This is a genomic window from Saccharopolyspora sp. NPDC002686 (assembly GCF_040295745.1).
GTDB classification, from domain to species: domain Bacteria; phylum Actinomycetota; class Actinomycetes; order Mycobacteriales; family Pseudonocardiaceae; genus Saccharopolyspora; species Saccharopolyspora oryzae.
In genome coordinates this window covers 1-19,998 of the sequence record NZ_JBEOVY010000121.1, presented here as the reverse complement: position 1 = coordinate 19,998, position 19,998 = coordinate 1, and the positions used below count along the sequence as shown (strand labels likewise).

21 protein-coding genes are annotated in these 19,998 nt (G+C 68.1%); 8 read left to right on the top strand and 13 right to left on the bottom strand.

The features are described from left to right. Positions 1-103: 103 nt before the first annotated feature. Together ABTZ89_RS17865 and ABTZ89_RS17860 are read right to left on the bottom strand one after the other, a co-directional pair. Complete coding sequence (locus ABTZ89_RS17865; RefSeq protein ID WP_351045883.1) at positions 104-499, bottom strand: MmcQ/YjbR family DNA-binding protein; 396 nt, start codon at positions 497-499, stop codon at positions 104-106. A gap of 16 nt (positions 500-515) precedes the next feature. After that, entirely contained in the window at positions 516-2,408 is a 1,893-nt protein-coding gene (locus ABTZ89_RS17860) for a heavy metal translocating P-type ATPase (protein ID WP_351045881.1), read from the bottom strand. Between the two features lie 106 nt (positions 2,409-2,514). Between ABTZ89_RS17860 and ABTZ89_RS17855 the strand changes: the two genes are divergently transcribed. Both ABTZ89_RS17855 and ABTZ89_RS17850 read left to right on the top strand, forming a co-directional pair. Beyond that, entirely contained in the window at positions 2,515-2,859 is a 345-nt protein-coding gene (locus ABTZ89_RS17855) for an ArsR/SmtB family transcription factor (protein WP_351045878.1), read from the top strand. A gap of 58 nt (positions 2,860-2,917) precedes the next feature. After that, on the top strand, positions 2,918-4,354 hold the full coding sequence (locus ABTZ89_RS17850; RefSeq protein WP_351045874.1) for a glycoside hydrolase family 76 protein: 1,437 nt from the start codon (positions 2,918-2,920) through the stop codon (positions 4,352-4,354). Between the two features lie 21 nt (positions 4,355-4,375). On the opposite strand, the gene ABTZ89_RS17845 is transcribed toward ABTZ89_RS17850, so the two are convergent. From ABTZ89_RS17845 to ABTZ89_RS17820, 6 genes are all read right to left on the bottom strand, one after another. Next, positions 4,376-5,431 carry an alpha/beta hydrolase fold domain-containing protein gene (locus tag ABTZ89_RS17845; RefSeq protein WP_351045871.1) on the bottom strand — a complete coding sequence of 352 codons (1,056 nt, stop codon included), beginning with the start codon at positions 5,429-5,431 and terminating at the stop codon, positions 4,376-4,378. 447 nt (positions 5,432-5,878) lie between these two features. Further along, complete coding sequence (locus ABTZ89_RS17840) at positions 5,879-6,214, bottom strand: hypothetical protein (protein ID WP_351045868.1); 336 nt, start codon at positions 6,212-6,214, stop codon at positions 5,879-5,881. 3 nt (positions 6,215-6,217) lie between these two features. Continuing rightward, positions 6,218-7,936: an alpha/beta hydrolase gene (locus ABTZ89_RS17835; RefSeq protein WP_351045865.1), complete on the bottom strand. Its 1,719-nt coding sequence runs from the start codon at positions 7,934-7,936 to the stop codon at positions 6,218-6,220. 45 nt (positions 7,937-7,981) lie between these two features. After that, positions 7,982-8,254 carry a hypothetical protein gene (locus tag ABTZ89_RS17830; RefSeq protein WP_351045862.1) on the bottom strand — a complete coding sequence of 91 codons (273 nt, stop codon included), beginning with the start codon at positions 8,252-8,254 and terminating at the stop codon, positions 7,982-7,984. Positions 8,255-8,451: 197 nt separating this feature from the next. After that, on the bottom strand, positions 8,452-8,853 hold the full coding sequence (locus ABTZ89_RS17825) for a helix-turn-helix domain-containing protein (RefSeq protein WP_351045859.1): 402 nt from the start codon (positions 8,851-8,853) through the stop codon (positions 8,452-8,454). A gap of 278 nt (positions 8,854-9,131) precedes the next feature. Then, the gene (locus tag ABTZ89_RS17820) at positions 9,132-9,431 is read right to left on the bottom strand and encodes a hypothetical protein (RefSeq protein ID WP_351045856.1); all 300 of its coding nucleotides are present in this window, start codon (positions 9,429-9,431) and stop codon (positions 9,132-9,134) included. Between the two features lie 377 nt (positions 9,432-9,808). Between ABTZ89_RS17820 and ABTZ89_RS17815 the strand changes: the two genes are divergently transcribed. Genes ABTZ89_RS17815 through ABTZ89_RS17805 form a run of 3 tightly spaced genes read left to right on the top strand, consistent with a single transcriptional unit; the run spans position 9,809 to position 11,125 of the window. Next, positions 9,809-10,663, top strand: a complete 855-nt coding sequence (locus tag ABTZ89_RS17815; RefSeq protein WP_351045853.1) for a helix-turn-helix domain-containing protein — start codon at positions 9,809-9,811, stop codon at positions 10,661-10,663. 4 nt (positions 10,664-10,667) lie between these two features. Next, positions 10,668-10,865: a DUF397 domain-containing protein gene (locus ABTZ89_RS17810; protein ID WP_270948997.1), complete on the top strand. Its 198-nt coding sequence runs from the start codon at positions 10,668-10,670 to the stop codon at positions 10,863-10,865. Between the two features lie 2 nt (positions 10,866-10,867). Beyond that, positions 10,868-11,125, top strand: a complete 258-nt coding sequence (locus ABTZ89_RS17805; RefSeq protein WP_351045850.1) for a DUF397 domain-containing protein — start codon at positions 10,868-10,870, stop codon at positions 11,123-11,125. A gap of 67 nt (positions 11,126-11,192) precedes the next feature. Here ABTZ89_RS17805 and ABTZ89_RS17800 read toward each other — a convergent pair whose 3' ends face one another. The 5 genes from ABTZ89_RS17800 to ABTZ89_RS17780 all read right to left on the bottom strand — a co-directional run bounded on the left by ABTZ89_RS17800 (position 11,193) and on the right by ABTZ89_RS17780 (position 17,163). Continuing rightward, positions 11,193-12,890 (bottom strand): formate--tetrahydrofolate ligase, encoded by a 1,698-nt coding sequence (locus tag ABTZ89_RS17800; protein ID WP_351045847.1) that lies wholly within the window; start codon positions 12,888-12,890, stop codon positions 11,193-11,195. Continuing rightward, the gene (locus ABTZ89_RS17795; protein WP_351045844.1) at positions 12,887-13,729 is read right to left on the bottom strand and encodes a methylenetetrahydrofolate reductase; all 843 of its coding nucleotides are present in this window, start codon (positions 13,727-13,729) and stop codon (positions 12,887-12,889) included. The genes ABTZ89_RS17800 and ABTZ89_RS17795 overlap by 4 nt, the downstream gene beginning before the upstream one ends. 130 nt (positions 13,730-13,859) lie before the next feature. Continuing rightward, the gene (locus tag ABTZ89_RS17790; RefSeq protein WP_351045841.1) at positions 13,860-15,062 is read right to left on the bottom strand and encodes a glycine cleavage T C-terminal barrel domain-containing protein; all 1,203 of its coding nucleotides are present in this window, start codon (positions 15,060-15,062) and stop codon (positions 13,860-13,862) included. Positions 15,063-15,161: 99 nt separating this feature from the next. Continuing rightward, a complete protein-coding gene (locus ABTZ89_RS17785) occupies positions 15,162-16,079 on the bottom strand; it encodes a glycine cleavage T C-terminal barrel domain-containing protein (RefSeq protein WP_351045838.1) in 918 nt (305 codons plus the stop codon). 427 nt (positions 16,080-16,506) lie between these two features. Beyond that, the gene (locus ABTZ89_RS17780) at positions 16,507-17,163 is read right to left on the bottom strand and encodes a GntR family transcriptional regulator (RefSeq protein ID WP_351045836.1); all 657 of its coding nucleotides are present in this window, start codon (positions 17,161-17,163) and stop codon (positions 16,507-16,509) included. Positions 17,164-17,262: 99 nt separating this feature from the next. On the opposite strand from ABTZ89_RS17780, the gene ABTZ89_RS17775 reads away from it, so the two are divergent. The 3 genes from ABTZ89_RS17775 to ABTZ89_RS17765 all read left to right on the top strand — a co-directional run. Continuing rightward, positions 17,263-18,483, top strand: a complete 1,221-nt coding sequence (locus tag ABTZ89_RS17775; RefSeq protein ID WP_351045833.1) for a sarcosine oxidase subunit beta family protein — start codon at positions 17,263-17,265, stop codon at positions 18,481-18,483. A gap of 89 nt (positions 18,484-18,572) precedes the next feature. Beyond that, on the top strand, positions 18,573-18,830 hold the full coding sequence (locus ABTZ89_RS17770) for a sarcosine oxidase subunit delta (protein ID WP_351045830.1): 258 nt from the start codon (positions 18,573-18,575) through the stop codon (positions 18,828-18,830). Beyond that, positions 18,827-19,998: 2Fe-2S iron-sulfur cluster-binding protein (locus tag ABTZ89_RS17765; protein ID WP_351045827.1), on the top strand; the 1,172-nt coding region annotated here is incomplete at its 3' end. The genes ABTZ89_RS17770 and ABTZ89_RS17765, both read left to right, overlap by 4 nt.

The following is a 19,998-nucleotide window of genomic DNA, read 5'->3' as shown; positions in this document are numbered from 1 at the left end:
AGCCCGGAGCCCGGAGCCCGGAGCCCGGAGCCCGGAGCCCGGAGCCCGGAGCCCGTGTGCGGTTGGAGGTGAGCTTCTTGCGGAGTTGACGCCGCGTCGGGGGTCAGGGGGTGGGGTGGTCGTACTCGGCGATCGCTCGTTTGGTTGCGCTCATTCGCCAGGCTTGTTCCAGGAGGGCGGCGATCTCGGTCCAGTCCGGGGCCGATTTCTCGTCCAGGTTCACCCCGACCCAGCCCCTCGGGCCGAGGTAGGCGGGGGCGAAGTAGCGGGTGTTGTCCGCGACGAGGGCTTCCTGCTCGCCGGGCGGGGCCTTGACCGCCAGGGCCAGGCGTCCGTCGCCGTGGTGGTCGGCGAGCAGCCAGGCGAACCGCTTGCCGCGCGACAGGAATCCGGTGTGACCGTGCGAATCGTCCACCTGCACACCGGGGAAGGCCGACACCAGCTCCACGAGCCGGGTGCGCACGCGGAGCCGGTCGTCCTCGTTCCAGGTGATCGTCATGCGGCCACGGTAGCGGTCAGCTGCGCCAGGCGCGTTCGCTGAGCAGGCGCAGGCCGTTGAGGCCGACGATGATCGTGGAACCTTCGTGCCCGGCCACGCCCAGCGGCAGCGGGAGGTTGCCGACCAGGTCCCACACCACGAGCACGGTGATGAACGCGCCCGCGATCACCAGGTTCTGCTGCACCAGCCGTCGAGCCCGCCGGGACAGGTCGACGACCTTCGGCACGGCGGCCAGCTCGTCGCGGACGACCACCACGTCCGCGGTCTGCAGCGTCAGGTCCGAGCCCGCGCGGCCCATCGCGACCCCGCAGTGCGCGGCGGCGAGCGCCGGAGCGTCGTTGACGCCGTCGCCGATCACCATCGTCGGCTGCGCGGATTCCCGCACTGCCGCCACCTTGTCGGCGGGCAGCAATCCGGCGCGCACGTCGGAGATGCCCACCTCGCCCGCCACCTGGGCGGCGGTGCGCTCGTTGTCGCCGGTCAGCAGGACCGGTTCGGCGCTGGTCAGATCGCGCAGCGCCGCCACCGCGCCAGCGGCGTCCGGGCGCAGCCGGTCTGCGATGCCGAGCGTTCCGACTACGGCGTCGTCCACGGTGACGATCACCGCCGTGTGCCCGGCGTCTTCCAGCTCGGCAGCGGCTTCAGCACCTCGCGGGCTGGTCACGGCCACCTTCCGGCCGTCGACGGTGGTCGACACGCCGTGGCCGGGGGTGGCCCGGAAGTCCTCGGCCGCGGGGATCGCCAGCCCCTTCCCGTGGGCTGCTGCGACGATCGCGCGGGCCAGCGGGTGTTCGCTGAGGTGCTCGGCGCCCGCGGCCAGCGCCAGGACCTCGTCGGCGTCACGACCCGCTGCGGGGTCGACCCGGACAACTCGCGGCGCGCCTTCGGTGAGCGTGCCGGTCTTGTCCAGCGCCACCCGCTCGACCTGCCCCAGCCGCTCCATCACCACCGCCGACTTGACCAGCACGCCGTGGCGTCCGGCGTTGGCGATCGCGGACAGCAGCGGCGGCATGGTCGCGAGCACGACGGCGCACGGCGAGGCGACGATCATGAACGTCATCGCGCGCAGCAGGGCGCTTTCCAAGGTGTCGCCGAGCAGCAGCGGCACCGCGAACACCGCCAGCGTGGCCAGCACGACGCCGACCGAGTAGCGCTGCTCGACCTTCTCGATGAACAGCTGCGTCGGCGCCTTGGTCTCGCTGGCCTCGGCGACCAGCGCGACGATCCGCGCGATGACCGACTCCGAAGCGTCCCGGACGACGCGCACGCGCAGGGCCCCGGTGCCGTTGAGGGTGCCCGCGAAGACTTCGTCGCCGGGCTGCTTGGCCGCCGGCAGCGGCTCGCCGGTGATGGTCGCCTGGTCGACGTCGCTGCTGCCGTCGACGACCTCGCCGTCCGCGCCGATCCGCTCGCCGGGGCGCACCACGATCACATCGCCGACCTGGAGTTCCGCCGTGTGCACGGTCTCCTCGACGCCGTCGCGGACCCGGACCGCGGTCTCCGGGGCGAGGTCGAGCAGACCGCGCACGGAGTCCTCGGTGCGGGCGGTGGCGAAGGCCTCCAACGCGCCGGAGGTGGCGAAGATGACGATCAGCAGCGCGCCGTCGGTGATCTGCCCGATCGCGGCGGCTCCGAGGGCCGCGACGATCATCAGCAGGTCCACGTCCAGGGTCTTCTCCCGCAACGCCTGGAGCCCGGCGTAGGCAGGTTCCCACCCGCCGGTGACGTAGCAGACCAGGTAGAGCGCCCAGTAGAGCCAAGTCGGGCCGCCGAGCAGCTGCACGGCGAGGCCGAGCAGGAACGCGATCAGCGCGGCAGCGGCCCACCGCGCTTCGGGCAGCGCGAGCAGGCCGCGGCGGGTCGGTGCCGCCTCGGTTCGGGTCGGTGTTCGGTCGGTGACTGCGGTCATCACGCGCCCTTCCGGCGTCGGGACAGCCGGCGTGCTGTCGGAGGAGGACAGTACATGAACATCTGATCAGTCATTCATATGTCCCTCGGTCGTTAGACTGCCGGGCATGGGTCATGTGGTCAAGCGCGAGGAAACGCCCGCGGCGCGGCTGGACGCAGCCTCGGCGAACTCCGTCGCGGAGACCCTCCAGGCCCTGGCCACCCCGTCCCGCCTGCTCATCCTCAGCGAGCTGCGGCAGCGCGAGATGGCGGTCGGCGAGCTGGCCGAAGCGGTGGGCATGGAGCAGTCCGCGGTGTCCCACCAGCTGCGCCTGCTGCGCTCGCTGGGGCTGGTGGTCGGCAACCGCTCCGGCCGCAGCGTCGTGTACTCCCTCTACGACAACCACGTCGCCCAACTCCTCGACGAGGCCGTCTTCCACACCGAGCACCTGCGCCTGGGCATCCGCGACTGAACCCCGCGACACCCGGCGCGCGTGGTGGAGGCGGCTGGTTCTCGAGGCAGGAGGGTTCATGGGGGCAGTGATCCGCAGAGCTTCGCTGGCGATGGCCGCCGCGGTGCTCGCCGCTTTCCCTTTCGCAGAAACGGTTTCGGTCGCGCGCGCGGACTCCGAGGTGTGCAACGAGGAGTGCGACGCGCTCGATCCGTCGAAGGCCACTGGTGACCGCACACCGGTCAGTACGACGCTTCACGGCCGGACCATCGGATTGCACGTCGACGACGGCAATGCGATGGGCTGGGCCACGATCGACGACGCGAGCGCCGGCGACGAGATCTGGCTGGACCGGTCCTTCGACGGCGGGAAGACGTGGGAGGGCAGGCTCGGCGACACCGAAGCGCCGGAGGGGAATCCTGGCTGGCGCAGCCAGATGTACAACGTCGACGACTGGGCGAACCGCGGGATCGGTGCGCTCCGCGCGTGCGGGAAGGCCGCCGACCGCCCGGAGATCGCCTGCACCCAGTGGGCGCGTTCGGACTGGAATTCCTCCAGTCCGAGCAAGGCCGCCGCGACCGCGACGATGATGCTCTTCGACCGCAACACCGGGCTCTTCGAGGGCAACGCCTGGTGGACCGGCGCGAACGCGCTCACCGCCGTCATCGACAACATGCGGGTGACCGGCATGCGCAGCTACGAGTACGCGATCGCCGAGACCTACGACCGCAACATCAACAGCCACGGCGGCAACTTCACCAACGAGTTCCTCGACGACACCGGCTGGTGGGGCCTGGCCTGGGTGGCGGCCTACGACCTCACCGGCGACAGCCGCTACCTGGAGACGGCGAAGGTCGACGCCGACCACATGAACGACCACTGGACGTCGGACTGCGGAGGCGGGGTCACGTGGAAGACCGACAACGGCTACAAGAACGCCGTCACCAATGAGCTGTTCCTGCAGCTCAACGCGGCGCTGCACAACCGGATCCCGGATGACACCCAGTACCTGGAGCGGGCCCAGCGGGAGTGGGACTGGTTCCGGGGCAGTGGGATGATCAACGATGACAAGCTGGTCAACGACGGCCTGGACGCTTGCAAGAACAACGGCCAGCAGACCTGGAGCTACAACCAGGGAATCCCGCTCGGCGGACTGGTCGAGCTGAACCGCGCGACGGGTGACGACGGTCTGCTCGAGACCGCCCGCGAACTCGCCGACGCCTCGACCAAGGCCGAGGCCCTGCACAAGGACGGCGTGCTGACCGAACCCTGCGAGTCGGGCGACTGCGACCCGGACGGCCCGTCCTTCAAAGGCGCTTACGTTCGCGGCCTGGGCGTGCTCAACGACGCCCTGCCCGACCACCCCTACGCGGGATACCTCAAGCACCAGGCCGAAGTCGCCTACGAGCACCGCAGTCCGCTGGACATGTACGGCGTGCACTGGAACGGCCCCGTCGACAAGATCTCCACGGGCCGCCAGCACAGCGCGTTGGACCTGCTCAACGCGGCCCGCTGATCCCGCTGCCGGCCGTCGGGATCAGTTCTTGGTGATCGAGTCCGCGAAGGCCAGCGCCGGTTCGAGCTGGGCGACGGCGACCCGCAGGTCGTGCCCGGCGTGTGGCACGACGGCCAGGGTGGTGCGCCCACCGGCTGCCTTGACCGCGCGGTACATGTCCTGCGTCTGCTCGTGCGGGACCACGCAGTCGGAGTCACCGGCGGCGAAGTTGATCGGCGGGAGCTTGCTCGCGGTGGGCAGGTAGGTGGCCGGGTTGGCTTCGAAGGATTTCTCCAGCGTGCTCTGCAGCGGACCCCGGAACCAGATCGACTCGGGCGAGTTCGCGACGTCGTGCTTGAGCACCTTGCCCTTGCACGCCTTCGGGGTGTCGGCCTCGAACTGCGCGCCCATCTTCCCGAAGTCGTACGGGCCGTACCAGGCGACAGCCCCCTGCACGGCGCTGGACACCCCGGGGTTGCCGAGGCTGTCGTCGTCGAACTGGGTGCGCTGGTCACCGGTGACGGCGAGCAACGTGGCCATGTAGGCACCCGAGGACGGGCCCCAGGCGACGAACCGGCCGGGATCGATGCCGTACTCGGGCGCGTGCACCCGCAACCAGCGGACTGCGGCCTTGACATCCTGCGCCCCGGCCGGGAAGGGGGCCTCGCAGCTGAGCCGGTAGTTGAGGCTGGCGACCGCGTACCCCCGCGCGAGCTGCGACGACACCACGTGCAGGTTCACCGGGTGCGACTTGTCGCCCTGGATGAACCCGCCCCCGTGGATCAGCACGATGAGCGGCGCGCCGCCGGGATCGGCGTGCGCGGGCAGGTAGAGGTCGAGCTTCTGCGCAGCTGAGGTCCCGGCGTACGCGAGGTCCCGATGTGCCGGCCGGGGTGCTTGTGCCGGGATGGGCAGCGGACGGTCGGGCGGCGCCAGGTCGGATGCGGTCAGCGGATTGCAGTGCTCGGAGAAGGACGACGTGCTCGGCGAGATGACTTCGGCTTCGGAGTGCGCCGAATCGCCCGCCCCGTCGGCGCAGGCGGTCACCAGCAGGACAGCGGCGAGCAACCCCGCCCGGCGAGCGAATCGCCTGGTCAACCCGTCTCGAGCACCCACAGGACGAATCCTCCCCGCTAACACTGCTGGTGAAAACCTAGCCACCCAGCACCCGATCCGCCCAGTACCAGCGGCCAAACGGCAGACACCTGTGACGGAACAGACCGAACGGCGCAGCGGGGGAGCTGCGCCGCCCGGTCGGGAAGGCCCGGTGCTGGGGTGTTGAGGAGGGATCGACCGAGGTGATCTCGTGCGTTGCAGGCCCGAGCGCTTCCTGAAGGAAATCCATCTGATCTGCTACTTAGCATCGCCCTCGAGTACGACCAACGTGCGAAGGAGTAGTGCGATGCGCCCGGGATCTGCGTGGAAGACGGCAAGTCGTTCCGGAGCTGAGGTCGGTGATCTGGTCGCGTTCGTCGACAGCTGTGCTCGCTCCCGCAACTCAGAACATCCTAGATTTCCTTTGCCGGCACAGAGGTAGCTTCGCGGCTAGTCGGTTCCGGAGAACGCAACCACCACACCAACGAAGAGCAGTAGCAGGTAGGCCCAGAACAGGATTTGGGTGACGGTGTGTCGTACGCCCATTGCCGCTGCGAGTAGTCCTAGGCCGACCGCGGCTGCAATGCCGTAGATGACGACGCCGAACCCTACGAGACTCTGGTCGATCTGGAGCAGGTCAGCTCCCTGGACCTTCCAGACCACGAACGGCACGACCGAGATACCCCAAGCGCCGAGCCCGATAAGGAACGCCGGCCAGCCGAGGACGTGTCCGAGGATCGTGGTGGCCCTGTCCGACCGACCCGAGGGTTGGGGAGGATTGCTCATGGGTCAGCGCACTCCGTCGGTTGGTTGAGTCTTGTTCGCAACGACCTTAGCCATGCCGTCGACCGACTCGGGGTGATCCCAGTAGCCACCGTGACCGGACCAGTTGTTGACCGGGAGTTCCCGTGCCCCGAAGTACTCGTTGGAGGGGTTTCGCCCGAACCAGTGGTGGTCGTCGAACGGCTCTTCCAGCAGGTAGTCGATGGGGTTGGGCGATGGCGTGGCGTAGTCGATCACGTCGAGTCCGGATGTTCCACTCCACACGTTCTCTGGCGGCACCCCGAGCTCGCCAGCTGTATCAACGCCGACTCCGGGGGAGCCGATTAAAACAAGATCATCAGAATGCAGGCCGTTGTCTCGTGCGGCGTAACCGACGGTTGTCGAGCCGTAGGAGTGGCCGATCACGGTGTTGTGGCTGGGTCTGCCCTCATGTGTGGCACGCAGGCCTTCTTGGAAGCTGCTCAGGTCGCCCTTGGCGTCCTCGGCGAAGCGGCCTTCGGAAGCGTTTACCAGGGTGCCGGGCGACTGGTAGTCCACCCAGGTGACCGAGGCGAAGGTTTCACCGGGTGCGAACTGTTTCGCCCTGTCGATGATGCGGTCGCCGCGTTCGACGTAGTCCATCGCGTCGCCAACGTCGGAGTAGGTGCCGGGCACCGTGGTGACGACGTGCTGCGCGGTGTCAGGATTGCCAGAGGCGATGATTACCTGGCCTCGCCCGTTTGCCCCTGCATCCAGGCCGAGCAGCAGTTTCCCGTCCTGCGTGGCGGCGGTTTCAATGCGCCCCAACCCTTTTAGCGCTTCATGCGCTTGTTTCACTTCCTCAAGCGCGATGTCGTTCATGCCGTTGGGGTTGCCGTAGGATTCCCGCGCCCGTTGCTCAGCGTCACGGAGTTTCGCCAGCAGGCCAGCGCGTTGCTGGTTGAGGGTGGTCATGTTCGCCGCGTGTCTGTCCTGGGCGGGAACGCCGTCGGTATTGCCGACCATCTGTGGGAATCGGCCGATCAGATCGGCTCTTTGTGCTGCCGACAACGAAGACCACGCGACATGGACTGCCGCTGGACCCTGTTGCAGGGCCTGTTCGAACATGCCCTTGGTCGCTTCGGCAGCACGAGACTCCATGACCATGGCGGCATCGGCCACGGCGGCGCTGGCAGGACTACTGGGGTGTGCACCGGCCTGCTCCCACGCCTCGGCCTGCGGGATCGCCTTGAGATCACCTTTGGCAGCATCCAACGCACGGACCAGCATTTCGTGAGCTGAACGCTCCAAGTCCCGCGCATACTTGACGGTGGCCTGCGCTTCGGCGTAGGCGGTTTCCTGCTGCGCGAGCCGGGCCCGGGCAGCCTCAGCTTCTGCAGAAGTGCCGGAGGAATTTGCTCCGGGCAGGCTGGTACCGCCGGGGTCGAGTGGAAGCGGTTTGGGTGGATAGATCAGGTCTACGAGAACCGCCAGTTGACCGTCACTGGCAACCTGCTTGGCCTGCTCCATCCGCGACTTCACAGTGTCGATCTCGGCGCACCACATTTCGACGGCATCGGCCACTTTCGTGAACAGTTGCGCCAGAACGTCTCCGTCGTCGCCTTGCTGGTCGGCCCAGCGTTGGAATGCCTCAGACGCCTGGCCCTCCCATTCGGAGGCGGCCCGATTGCGCGCTTGGTACTGGCTAGTTGCGACCTGCTCGACGCCGGCACCAAGGCCCTGTACCTGCTCCGCGTAAGCCCTCATCGTTTCGGGGCTGCCCGCTACCCATGTATTCAAGGTCATGATTTGTTAGCGCCCCAGTTGGTCGAACATTCCAGCATTGGTGTCATCGGTGCCGCTGTAGGTCGTCTTGTTGGCGTCCAGGTCCGCGGCGCCCTTGTGCACGGTCTCGACAAGACCGGCAGCGGCCCGCAGCAGATCAGCCGCAGTCGCCGCAACCGCCGCGCTCGACGGCCCCGCATCAGCTGGGGACAACGGTTGCGTCTTGCCCAGCTCCTCAGTTGAGCGCTCGATGCCCTCCGCCAGCTCAGAGAGATTCGCCGGATCGATCCGGACGTTCACCCCGATCCCTCCCCATGATCGTTGTGATGATCGTCGTAATGATCGCGACCGTATCGAAACGGACAGTGAGCGAGTATGGGGTTTCTACTCATTCCGCGCTGATCTCACCCGGAAAGAGCAGCGCCGCCTAACCCGTATATCTGCTGCCGGAGAGCGGGATACGGATAATAGAACGGAACAGGCTGTTAGAGATGGAGTCAAGAACGCGGACGGCGCGGGGCTCGAGTGAGCAAGCGCGGCGACGCCACCCCAGCGTGTTCAAGCAGTCGCAGCACAGTCCACGGGTGCAACTTGTTCTGCTGGGCGAGGCCGGTGATTCGAGTTCCTTGCGCGAAGGCGGCTGCACACTCGGCGGCGAGCTCCTCCCGGCGGTCGTGGTCGAGGTCCTCGAACTCGCTCCGCATTCCAGGGTGGTTATCTTGGGCACCACGTCGCCGCATCTCGACACCGGCCACCTTGGTCAACAATCGGTGTACAGCGCCGTAGGACAACCCTTCTTGGAACATCAGGACGCGGATCGATGCGCCGTGTTCGAGGTAGTCGACGGCCATTCGCTCGGCGACAGTGCGCTCAGTACGCGTTGTGAGGTAGCTCGGCATCGGTTCCTTTCCTGTGCGACTTGCCTGTCGTGGGATGTGACTTGGCGTCGGTCTCCGCGTTGGAAATCTCTGGGTTGATATCGAGCACTTGCGCCTGGGATTTCAAGATTGGTGAACGACGCCTCGATTCCTGGAAGGGGCAGATCCGATTTCAGGCCAGTTCGGCCTTTGACCGACGAGGATGGGACCGACCGGACGACGCGGCGGGGGAGTCGCGCCGTCCGGCCGGGAAGGCCCGGTGCTGGGTGTCGGGGAGGGGCGACCAGCACCGGGCCGGTCTACAAGCGCCGCAACCCGGCGAGGATCCGCCGCAGGACTGCGGGGTTCGGGGCTTCGGGCGGGAGTGAGGGCCTGGGAATTTCCGCGGTCTCGTGGTCGTCCACCGGTACTCGGAGTCGGTGGCGACCTCTGCTGGTCTCGGCTTCGACTCGGGCGATCAGATAGCGCACCGTCAGTGCGCCTTCTCCGCCTCCGGCGTGTTGCGGCCGACGTGAGAAGAAGTAGACCGTGCAGCAGAGCGAGAGCGCGGCGGCAGCCAGGACGGCGATCGCCCAGACTGCGACGACGTGTGTGCTCATCCCTTCACCGCCTTCAGCTCGGAGTTGCAGAGCTGGCACGATGGGGCTCGTATCCAGTCCACTTCGGATGGTTCGGCGAGGGCGAAGAGGTTGCCGCAGAAGGACTCCCCGTTCGCTCCCAAGTCGATGCGTCGGCCTCGGAAGGCGTGGCGAACCAGTCCGTAGTCGCTGGAATCGTCCACGACCGGAAGCCAGTGGTAGCGAAGCTGGCTACTCGTCGGCGTCATGGCGGCTCCCATTCCTGATGCGTTGGGTGATCGCTTGGTGACCGTGAGTTAGACGGTAATTGTTACCCGGTAACGATGTCGATGTTCGCGGCTCCGATCCGCCTGAACAGGTGATCTCAGGAGTTCGATCTCCCGTGCGAAGCTGTGCGCATGGCAGGAACCGCACGGCAAGTGCACTTGGGGCGCCAGCTCCGGCAGCTGCGGACCAACGCGGGTTTGTCCCTGGATGAAGCGGCTGCGCACCTGGAGAGATCGCGGGCGACGGTGGGACACTGGGAGCGCGGGCACTCCAGGGTGTCCGCGAAGGACCTCGATGCGCTGCTCGAGTTCTACGACGCCCCGGAAGACCTGGTCGAACAGCTCCAGCAGCTTCGCCGGGAGAGCGGACAGCGCGGCTGGTGGCAGAGCTACAAGCTCCCGGCCTACCTCGCGCCGTTCGTCGGGTTCGAAGCCGAAGCCAGCGAGATCTTCCACTACGAACTGGGTGTTGTCCCCGGATTGCTGCAGACCGAGGCGTATGCGCGTGCCGTGCACGAAGTCGGACGCCTGGCGTTGACCGAATCCGAGCTGCAGAACTGGGTGAACGTTCGGCTGAAGAGGCAGGAGCGGTTGGACGAGGGCGGTGGGCTGGCGCTGCACGTCGTGATCGCCGAAGAAGCACTTCGCCGTGTCGTCGGATCGCGAGCGGTGATGGCTGAGCAGCTGCACCACCTGGCCGACATCGGGAAGCGACCGACCGTGAACATCCAGGTGCTGCCCTTCGACTCCGGTGCGCACGAAGGGATTCACGGCCCGATCCTGCTGCTGCGGTTTCCGGACTCGGCCCAGAGCGATGTCGCCTACAGCGACACGGTACTCGGCGGGCATGTCATAGACGACCTGCGCGACGTTGCCGAACTAGCGCGTCTCTTCGCATCGTTGCAGGCCCGAGCACTTCCTGAAGGAAATTCATCCGATCTGCTGCGTAGCATCGCCCACGAACACGACCAACGTGCGAAGGAGTAGTGCGATGCGCCCGGAACCCGTGTGGAAGAAGGCAAGTCGTTCCGGACAGGCGAACGCCTGCGTCGAAGTCGCGACGAACTTGCCCGGCTTAGCCCTCGTCCGCGACTCGAAGTTAGGTGCGTCGTCGCCGATCCTCAGCACGACCGACGCCGCGTTCGCGACCTTCATCAGCGAGGTGAAGGCCGGTACTTTTGAAATCTGAGCATGGCCGGCAGACGTTCCAAGGAAGCTTTCGAAGGAGCTGACGTGAACCACGTTGACCGGGCATCCGACTTAGCAGTCCAGTGGCGCAAGAGCAGCCGTAGCGCTCAAGGCTCTGAGTGCGTCGAGGTCGGTGGTACCGCTGAATTCACCGCGGTCCGCGACTCGAAGGCTCCGGCCGGTCCTGCACTGCTGCTGGCCCCTAGCGTCTTCGGGAGCTTCGTCGGCTCGGTGAAGTCGGGGCGCTTCGACCTGAGTTGAGGTGCACCTCTGCTCGAAGGGCCCCTCCGGCCGCTGGTCGGAGGGGCCCTTTCGCCTTTCGGGTCGGTCAGCTGAGGCCGGTGATCTCGCCGTGTTCGTCGATGTCGATGGACTCCGCTGCCGGGTGGGAGCCCAGGCCCGGCATGGTTCGCATCTCCCCGCAGATCGGGTAGATGAAGCCCGCGCCGACCGAGGCCCGGACTTCGCGGACCGGGAGGGTCCAGCCCGTCGGGGCTCCGAGCAGCGTCGGGTCGGAGCTCAGGGACAGGTGGGTCTTGGCGATGCAGACCGGGAGGTTCCCGTAGCCGTTGGCCTCGTAACCGTCCAGGGAGCGGGCTGCTGCTGGGAGGTAGGAGACCGCTGCTGCTCCGTAGATCTTCGTCGCGATCGTCTCGATCTTGGTGCGGAGGTCCGCCGAATCCGGGTAGAGCAGCTGGAACCCGCTGGGCTCTTCGGCGGCTGCCACGACCGCTTCGGCCAGTTCGACCGCGCCCTTGCCTCCTTCGAGGAAGTGGTTGCTGACCGCCACCCGGGCGCCTTCGGCCTCCGCGATCTCGCGGATCGCCTCGTGCTCGCTGCGGTAGTCGGTGGGGAAGGCGTTGATCGCCACCACCGGGGACACGCCGTGCAGGCGGATGTTGTCGATCTGCTTGCGCAGGTTCGCCGCGCCCGCTCGCACGTCGTCGGGGTTCTCCGCCAGCATCGCCGCAGGCAGCGGCTTGCCCGCCACCACCTTGTAGCGACCGGAGTGCGCCTTCAGCGCGCGCACCGTCGCCACCAGGACCGCCGCATCGGGGCGGAGACCGGAGGTGCGGCACTTGATGTTGAAGAAGCGCTCGGCTCCCATGTCCGCGCCGAAACCCGCCTCGGTCACCACGTAGTCCGCGCAGCGGCTGGCGATCCGGTCGGCCACCACCGACGAATTGCCGTGCGCGATGTTGCCGAACGGGCCCGCGTGCACCAGGACCGGCGTGTTCTCGGTGGTCTGCATGAGGTTCGGCTTGATCGCCTCGCGCATGATCACCGCCATCGCCCCGCCCGCGCGCAGCTGCTCGGCGCTGACCGGCCGGCCGTCGCGGGTGTAGCCGACCACGATCCGGCCCAGCCGCTGCCGCATGTCCTGCAAGGACGTCGACAGCGCCAGCACCGCCATCACCTCGCTGGCCGCGGTGATGTCGAAACCGGTCTGCCGGGGCGTTCCGTCGACCCTGCCGCCGAGGCCGGTGACGATGTTGCGCAGGTCGCGGTCGTTGACGTCCAGCACCCGCCGCCAGGTGATCCGGTGCGGGTCGATGCCGAGCGAATTCCCCTTGTGCAGGTGGTTGTCCAGCATCGCGGCCAGCATGTTGTGCGCCGCGGTGACGGCGTGCATGTCGCCGGTGAGGTGCAGGTTCAGCGCCTCCATCGGCACCACCTGGCTGTAGCCGCCGCCGGCCGCGCCGCCCTTGATGCCGAACGTCGGGCCCATCGACGGCTGCCGGATCGCGACCGCGGAGCGCTTGCCGAGATGCCGCAGCGCCTGGCCGAGACCGACCGTCGTGGTCGTCTTGCCCTCGCCCAACGGGGTGGGCGTGATCGCCGAGACCACGACGTAGCGGGCCGTCGGCTCTTCGGGCAGCTCGTCGAGGGCCTCCAGGGAGATCTTCGCGACGCTGCGCCCGTACGGCTCGAGCAGGTGCGCGCCGATGCCCAGCTGCGCGGCGACCTCCTCCAGCGGCTTGAGTGCGGTGGCGCGGGAGATGTCCAGGTCGGAGGGGATGTTCATGCCGGTACCTCCCGCAATCTGGCGACCAGGTCGTGGCGCCACTGCAACGTCTTCGCGATCTCGTTGAAGGTGAAGAAGTGCCAGCCGGCGATGCCGTAGGAGGGGTCGACGAGGTGGGGGGAGAGCTCGTCGAACAACTCCTCCGGGGTGTACCGGGTCAGCAGCTTCGTCACCATGCCGTGCTGCTTGCGCAGGTACCGCATCGATTCGCCCAGCCCGATCTTCAGCGAGATCCGCAGCAACCGGTGCGCGTCCACCACGCCGGGCACCCCGACGTGGATCGGCAGCGACACCCCGCGGGCGCGCACCGCCTTCACCCAGGACGCCACGGTGTGCGGGTCGTAGCAGATCTGGGAGACGACGTAGTCGGCGTAGCGGGACTTCTCGTTCATGGCCCGGATCGCCGAGGCGTCGCAGATGAACGCGTGGCGTTCCGGGTAGCCGGTGATGCCCACCCGCGCCGGACGCCGCCCGAGCTCGTCCATCGCGCGCAGCATCGTCAGGGCGTCCGGGAACTCCCCGCGCGGTTCGGGGGAATCCCCGGCGATCGCGAACACCTCGGTGATGCCGAGCGCGTCGATGCGGTCCAGCAGGGCGGTCAGGTGCGCGCGGTCGCGGATCATCCGGGCGGCCAGGTGCGGCACCACGTGCAGGTCGCGCTCGCACAGCTGGGCGGCCAGGTCCATGGTCGCGTCCAGGCCCTTGTGCGGCGACGCCGTGACCGTCACGGTGGTCCCGTCCGGCAGCATTTCCGCTTGCGCGACAACACCTCTCAGCGGAATCACCTCGAACCGGGCGTGGTTCAAGGACTGCTCCAGAACTTCGGCGTTGGTCGTCATCGCAACCTCACCACCTCGTCCTGCCCGTGGTGTTGTTCGGCCTGGGCAGGTTCCCGTGAGTACTTTGGGTCGCTATAGCAGCCCAAAGTGCTCACGGGTCCGTGCCGCACTGCTGCGCCGGTCATGTCGATCAACCTCCCTGCGCAGTGCGGACCAGGGCCTTGGGGATGTCCTTGGTCGGGTCCAGGAACGGCTTCTCCACGACGACCGCCTCCTGCGGGCCGTGCTGGGTGTGCACCACGAGCTCGGTGCCCAGCTCCTCGTAGGCGATCGGCACCATGGCGTAGCCGATGTTGCGCTCCAGGCGCGGCGAGTAGCAGGCCGAGGTGACCTCGCCGATGCGCAGGCCGTGCGGGTCGTGCACGTCGAAGACGTCGACCATCTCGCCGTCGTTGAACGACCCCACGCCCGGTCCGCCGATCTCCACGCCGACCAGCTTGCGGCTGATCCCCTCGGCCTTGATCCGCTGCAGCGCGGCCTTGCCGACGAAGTCCGCCTCCTGGTCCAGGTCGACCATCCAGGTCTTCTCGAAGCCGTAGCCCACCTCGAACGGGTTGGTGTCGTAGGTGATGTCGCAGCCCCACGACAGGATCCCGGCCTCGATGCGCCGGATGTGGCACGGCCCGATCACCCGCATGCCGTGCGGTTCACCGGCGTCCCAGATCGCGTCCCACAGCTGCACGCCGTCGCGGCTGGCGTTGTGCAGGTAGATCTCGTAGCCCAGCTCGGCGGTGTAGCCGGTGCGCGAGACCACCACCTGCATGCCGTTCAGCTCGCGCTCGACCGCGTAGTAGTAGGGCACGTCCAGGATGGACTCGCCGAACAGGTCCACCATCACATCGCGCGACTTCGGGCCCTGGACCTGCACCGGTCCCACATCGGGCTCGCGGATCTGCACGTCCATCCCGAGGTTGTGCGCCAGGCCCTTGGCCCACAGCAGCACGTCGCTGTCGGCCAGCGACAGCCAGAAGTGGTTCTCGCCGAGCCGCAGCAGCACCGGGTCGTTGATGATGCCGCCGTCCTCGGCGGTGACGAACACGTACTTGCACTGCCCGACCTTGCACTTGGTCAGGTCCCGGGGCACCAGCATGTTGGTGAACTCGAACGCGTCGGGGCCGGTGATCTCCACCTGCCGCTCGACGCCGACGTCCCACAACGTCACGCCCTCCAGCAGCGCCCAGTACTCGCCGATCGGATCGCCGTAGTGCCGCGGGTGGTAGGTGTGGTTGTAGACGCTGTACAGGCCGACGCCGTGCCGCCGCGAGGCGTAGAAGAACGGCGACTTGCGGATTCGCGGGTAGAGCAGGACTCCGGGGTTCGGGTTGATGCTCATGGCTGGCTCCTAGAGGTCTCCTGTGGTGGGTAGCCGGGACCTGCACCGCGGGTCGGTCAGCACGGCCGGGCGTGTGGAGGTCTTGCGGGAATGTGCTGATCAGCAGCGCATTCTGATCATCTCGGGGTCGGACACGGGGTCAGCGGTGGCCGTCGCCGGATGCCGCTGGTCGAAGTAGGACACCCGCTCCGGGGTGCCCGGTCGGGCCGGCTCGGCGGGCAGCCGGGTGCGCCCCGGGCTGTCGTCGATGCTGCAGCCGGTGCTCGTGGTGGCCCCGACGGGTGCACCGTCGGAGAACACCGGCTCGGAACCCGACAACGCGGTGCCGTCGTCGATCGTCAGACGGCACAACCGCCGCCGCGGCGCGGTTTCCCGGCGTCGCAGCAGCGCGTCCCAGCCGATGAAGTCGCCCCCGTCGGTCTCGAGATCGGCTCCATCGGGATCGTGCAAGCTCCACATTTCCGCCCCCCAGGTCCGGTTTTCCTTCTCCAGCAAGTCCCACAACCGGCGGCCGAACTCCGCGGAGGCGCGGAGCTCCCAACCGAGACCGTCCATATAGGACAGACGCAGCACCTCGTGCGAGCCGACTTGGAAGGTCTCCCGGTCCAGCCGGGTCACCGCGATGTCCGCGCGGATCTCGGCCGCAGGCTTCAGCGGCAGCGTGCAGGTCGCGTAGCAGGGTGGCTGGTTGGTGGTCGGCCGCTGCAGCAGGTCGAGCGCACCGCGCTCGGTGACTTCCGCCCTGGCCAGGGAAGTCCTGTCGTACATCGCAACTCGCTCGCGGGTGGCCTGCTGTTCGGCGCCGGCGATCGGGGACCAGCGGCGCCCTGCCCACGGGTCAGGCTGAACGATGTACCGGCCTTCGACCAGGGACTTGTTGCTCTGATGTGGCCGCGCCCGGCCATCGGCTTCCAGCGGCCCTCGCTCGATCACGAGGACGAGGCGCGCAGGGTGGTGCGCGGTGCTGCATCCCGCGATGCCCGCGCCGACGAGGCGTACTTGGGCGCTGGAATCCATAGCTGCCGCCTTGTTGCGTCTACGACAACTCCCTGCGTCTACCGCAACAGTGCGCCTCCGGGAGGGTGCACGTCAAGGACACGTCGGGGCCAATTTGACCGTCGACCGGAACGGGGGCGAGTACCCCTTCGACGTCGACGAGCGGTGGCCCCTGGCTGGCCTGTCCGAGTGACGATCGACTCGAACGGACTAGTCCGAATTCCGTTCCTCCGGAAGGGAATCCGCCGCTCCGCAGGGCGATCAGCGCCCCGGTGATCGCCGGGATCCGGAGGTTCGGCGGTAGTCGATCAGGCCGCAGCGCGGAACAGGCGGTCGAGGCGGGCTCGTGTGACGTTCGCAACACTCTCCGTATTTGGCCGGATACGTTGCGGAGCCAGGGTGGGATGCGGAGAACGTGCTTGCCCTGCCTCGGCAAATCGCGTGCCGCTCAGATGGCTTGGCGGATGGACTGTTCGAAGTCGTCCACGTGGGCGACCGCGATGCGGTCGGCCCCGTCGGCGTCGGCGGCGATGATCGCCTTCAGCAGCTCCGAGTGCTCGGCGACGTGGTCCGAGACGTTCGGCAGGCGGTCGAAGAACAGGTGCCAGATCCGCAGGGCCAGGTTGTAGTACTGGCCGAGCGTGCCTTCCAGGTAGCGGTTGTGGGTGCAGTGGTAGATCGTCCGGTGCACCCGGGCGTCGACGTCCATGATCACCGACTGGTCGTTGCCCAGGTCCTCGGTCAGCGCGCGCAGCTCGTCCAGCTCGGACCGCTCGGCGTCGGTGGCGCGCTCGGCGGCGCGGCGCGCGGCGTGACCTTCCAGGCGGCGGCGCACGTCGGCGATCAGCGCGTGGTCGGTGATGTTGACCTCGGTGACGAAGGTGCCGCGGCGCGGGTAGATCGCCACCAGCGACTCGGCCTCCAGTCGCTTGATGGCCTCCCGGAAGGGGGTGCGGCCGATGCCGAGCTCACCGCTCAGCGGCTCCTCCTGGACGGGAGCGCCGGGTGGCAGCTGCAGGGTCAGGATCAGGTCGCGCAAGGTCAGGTAAGCGCGCTCGGCCTGCGAGGGCTGCTCTCCGGATCGGGAATTGACGGCTGCGGACACGTCTCGTAGCCTACCGCACAGACTGATATATCAGTTCGCCGAACACTTTCACTCCATCAGTCCCACTGGTCGCTCCCGTCTTTCGCGTTGGAGGTCGCGGTGGTTTCCACCCCCTTGCCCGAACCGCCGCCGAGGCTGTGGCGGACCCCGGAACCAAAGCGGCACTACGACGTGGTGATCGTCGGCTCCGGTGGTCACGGCCTGGCCACCGCCTACTACCTGGCCCGCAACCACGGCATCACCGACGTCGCGGTGCTCGAGCGCGGCTGGCTCGCCGGCGGCAACATGGCCCGCAACACCACGATCATCCGCTCCAACTACCTCTTCGACGAGAGCGCCAAGCTGTACAACCACGCGCTGGACCTGTGGGAGCAGCTGCCCGCCGAGCTGGAGTACGACTTCCTGCTCAGCCAGCGCGGGGTGCTCAACCTGGCGCACACCGAGCAGGAGGTCCGCGATTCGCGGCGGCGGGTGTTCGCCAACCAGCTCAACGGCGTCGACGCCGAATGGGTCGAGCCCGACGAGATCGCCGAGCTGTGCCCGATCCTCAACCTCTCCAGCGACGTCCGCTACCCCGTGCTCGGCGCGACCTTGCAGCGCCGCGGCGGGATCGCCAAGCACGACCACGTGGCCTGGGCGTTCGCGCGCAAGGCCGACGAGATGGGCGTGGACCTGATCCAGGGGTGCGAGGTGACGGGCTTCCAGCTCGACGGCGGTCGGGTCACCGGGGTGCAGACCTCGCTCGGCCCGATCGGCGCGGGTCGCGTCGCGCTCGCCGCGGCCGGCCGCACGTCGCTGCTCACCGATCAGCTCGGCCTGCGCCTGCCGCTGCAGAGCCATCCGCTGCAGGCGCTGGTGTCCGAGCTGCTGGAGCCGATCCACCCGTGCGTGGTGATGTCCAACCACGTGCACGTCTACTGCAGCCAGGCGCACAAGGGCGAACTGGTGCTGGGCGCGGGTGTCGACAGCTACAACGGTTACGGCCAGCGCGGTTCGGTGCACGTGATCGAGCAGCAGATGGCGGCGGCGCTGGAGCTGTTCCCGATCTTCGAGCGCGCCCACGTGATCCGGACCTGGGCGGGCACAGTCGACGTCACCCCCGACGCATCACCGATCATCGGGCCGACGCCGTACGAGAACCTCTACCTCAACTGTGGTTGGGGCACCGGAGGTTTCAAGGCGACACCAGGCGTGGGCTGGGTCTACGCGCACACCATCGCCACCGGCGAGCCGCACCCGATCAACGAGCCCTACGGCTTGGACAGGTTCACCACCGGCGCCCTCATCGACGAGCACGGCGCCGCCGCGGTGGCGCACTAGGTGTCCCCGCAAATTCCATTGAAATCGAACATCCGATTTCAATGGAATTTGCGTCAACGCGAAGGTCTTCCGCGAGTTTGGAGTTCCCGATGCTGTTGATCCACTGCCCCTGGTGCGGGGATCGGGACGAGACCGAGTTCCACTACGGCGGTCAAGCCCACGTCGACTTCCCCGAGGACCCCGCCGAGCTGGACGACGCGGCGTGGGCGGAATACCTCTTCGTCCGCGACAACCCGCGCGGGTTGTTCCACGAGCGCTGGGCGCACACCGCGGGCTGCCGCCGCTGGTTCAACGTCGTCCGCGACACCACGACCAACGAGATGCGTCCCGAGAAGGTGCTGCCATGACACGCCTGGCCGAAGGCGGTCGCATCGACCGCGCCCGCACCCTGCGGTTCACCTGCGACGGCATCGAGCTCACCGGCCACCCCGGCGACACGCTGGCCTCGGCGCTGCTGGCCAACGGCCGCATCGAGGTCGGCTCGTCGATCTACCGGGACCGGCCGCGCGGCATCCTCACCGCCGACGGCACCGAGCCGAACGCGCTGGTCCAGGTGCTCAGCGGCGGTCCGGAACCGATGGTGCCCGCCACCACCCTGGAGCTGCGCGACGGACTCCAGGTGGCGAGCCTGTCCGGGGTCGGCTGGCTCAGCAACGCGCCGGATCCCACGGTCCGCGACAAGAAGTACGTGCACGTCGACGTGGTCGTGGTCGGCGGCGGCCCGGCCGGGATCGCCGCCGCGCTGGCGGCCGGGCGCAGCGGCGCGCGGGTGATGCTGGTCGAGCAGGGCCGCCACCTCGGCGGATCGCTGCTCGACGGCGACGAGCGCATCGACGGGCGCGACGCGGGGGAGTGGATTTCCCGTGCCGCGAGGGAATTCGTGGACATGCCGGAGGTCCGGGTGCTGACCCGTTCCGCTGCGATCGGGTACTACGACCACGACTACCTGCTCGTCGCCGAGCGCCGGGGCGACCGCGAGCGGCTGTGGCACGTGCGGGCGCGGCGGGTGGTGCTGGCCACCGGGGCGACCGAACGTCCGATGGTCTTCGCCGACAACGACCGGCCGGGCATCATGCTCGCCTCGGCGGTGCGCACCTACCTCAAGCGCTTCGCGGTGCTGCCGGGTCAGGACGCCGTCGTGGTGACCACGTCCGACAGCGCCTACCTGACCGCCGCCGATCTCGTCGCGGCCGGCGCGCGAGTCCGCGCGGTGGTCGACACGCGACCGGAACCGCCGCAGCGGCTGGTCGACCTGGCGAATTCCTTGGGAGCACAGGTGTTCACCGGTTCCGCCGTCGTCGGGACCACCGGCGACCGGCGCATCACCTCGGCGCGCATCGCGGGCCTCGAGGGCGGCACGCCGGTCGACGTCGACTGCGATCTGCTGGCGGTGTGCGGCGGGTGGAACCCCGCGGTGCAGCTCTACAGCCAGGCAGGCGGCTCGCTGCGCTGGGACCGGCTGGTGGCGGGGTTCGTGCCGGAGCAGGAACCCGGGCGCCCCAAGGTGGTCGGGTC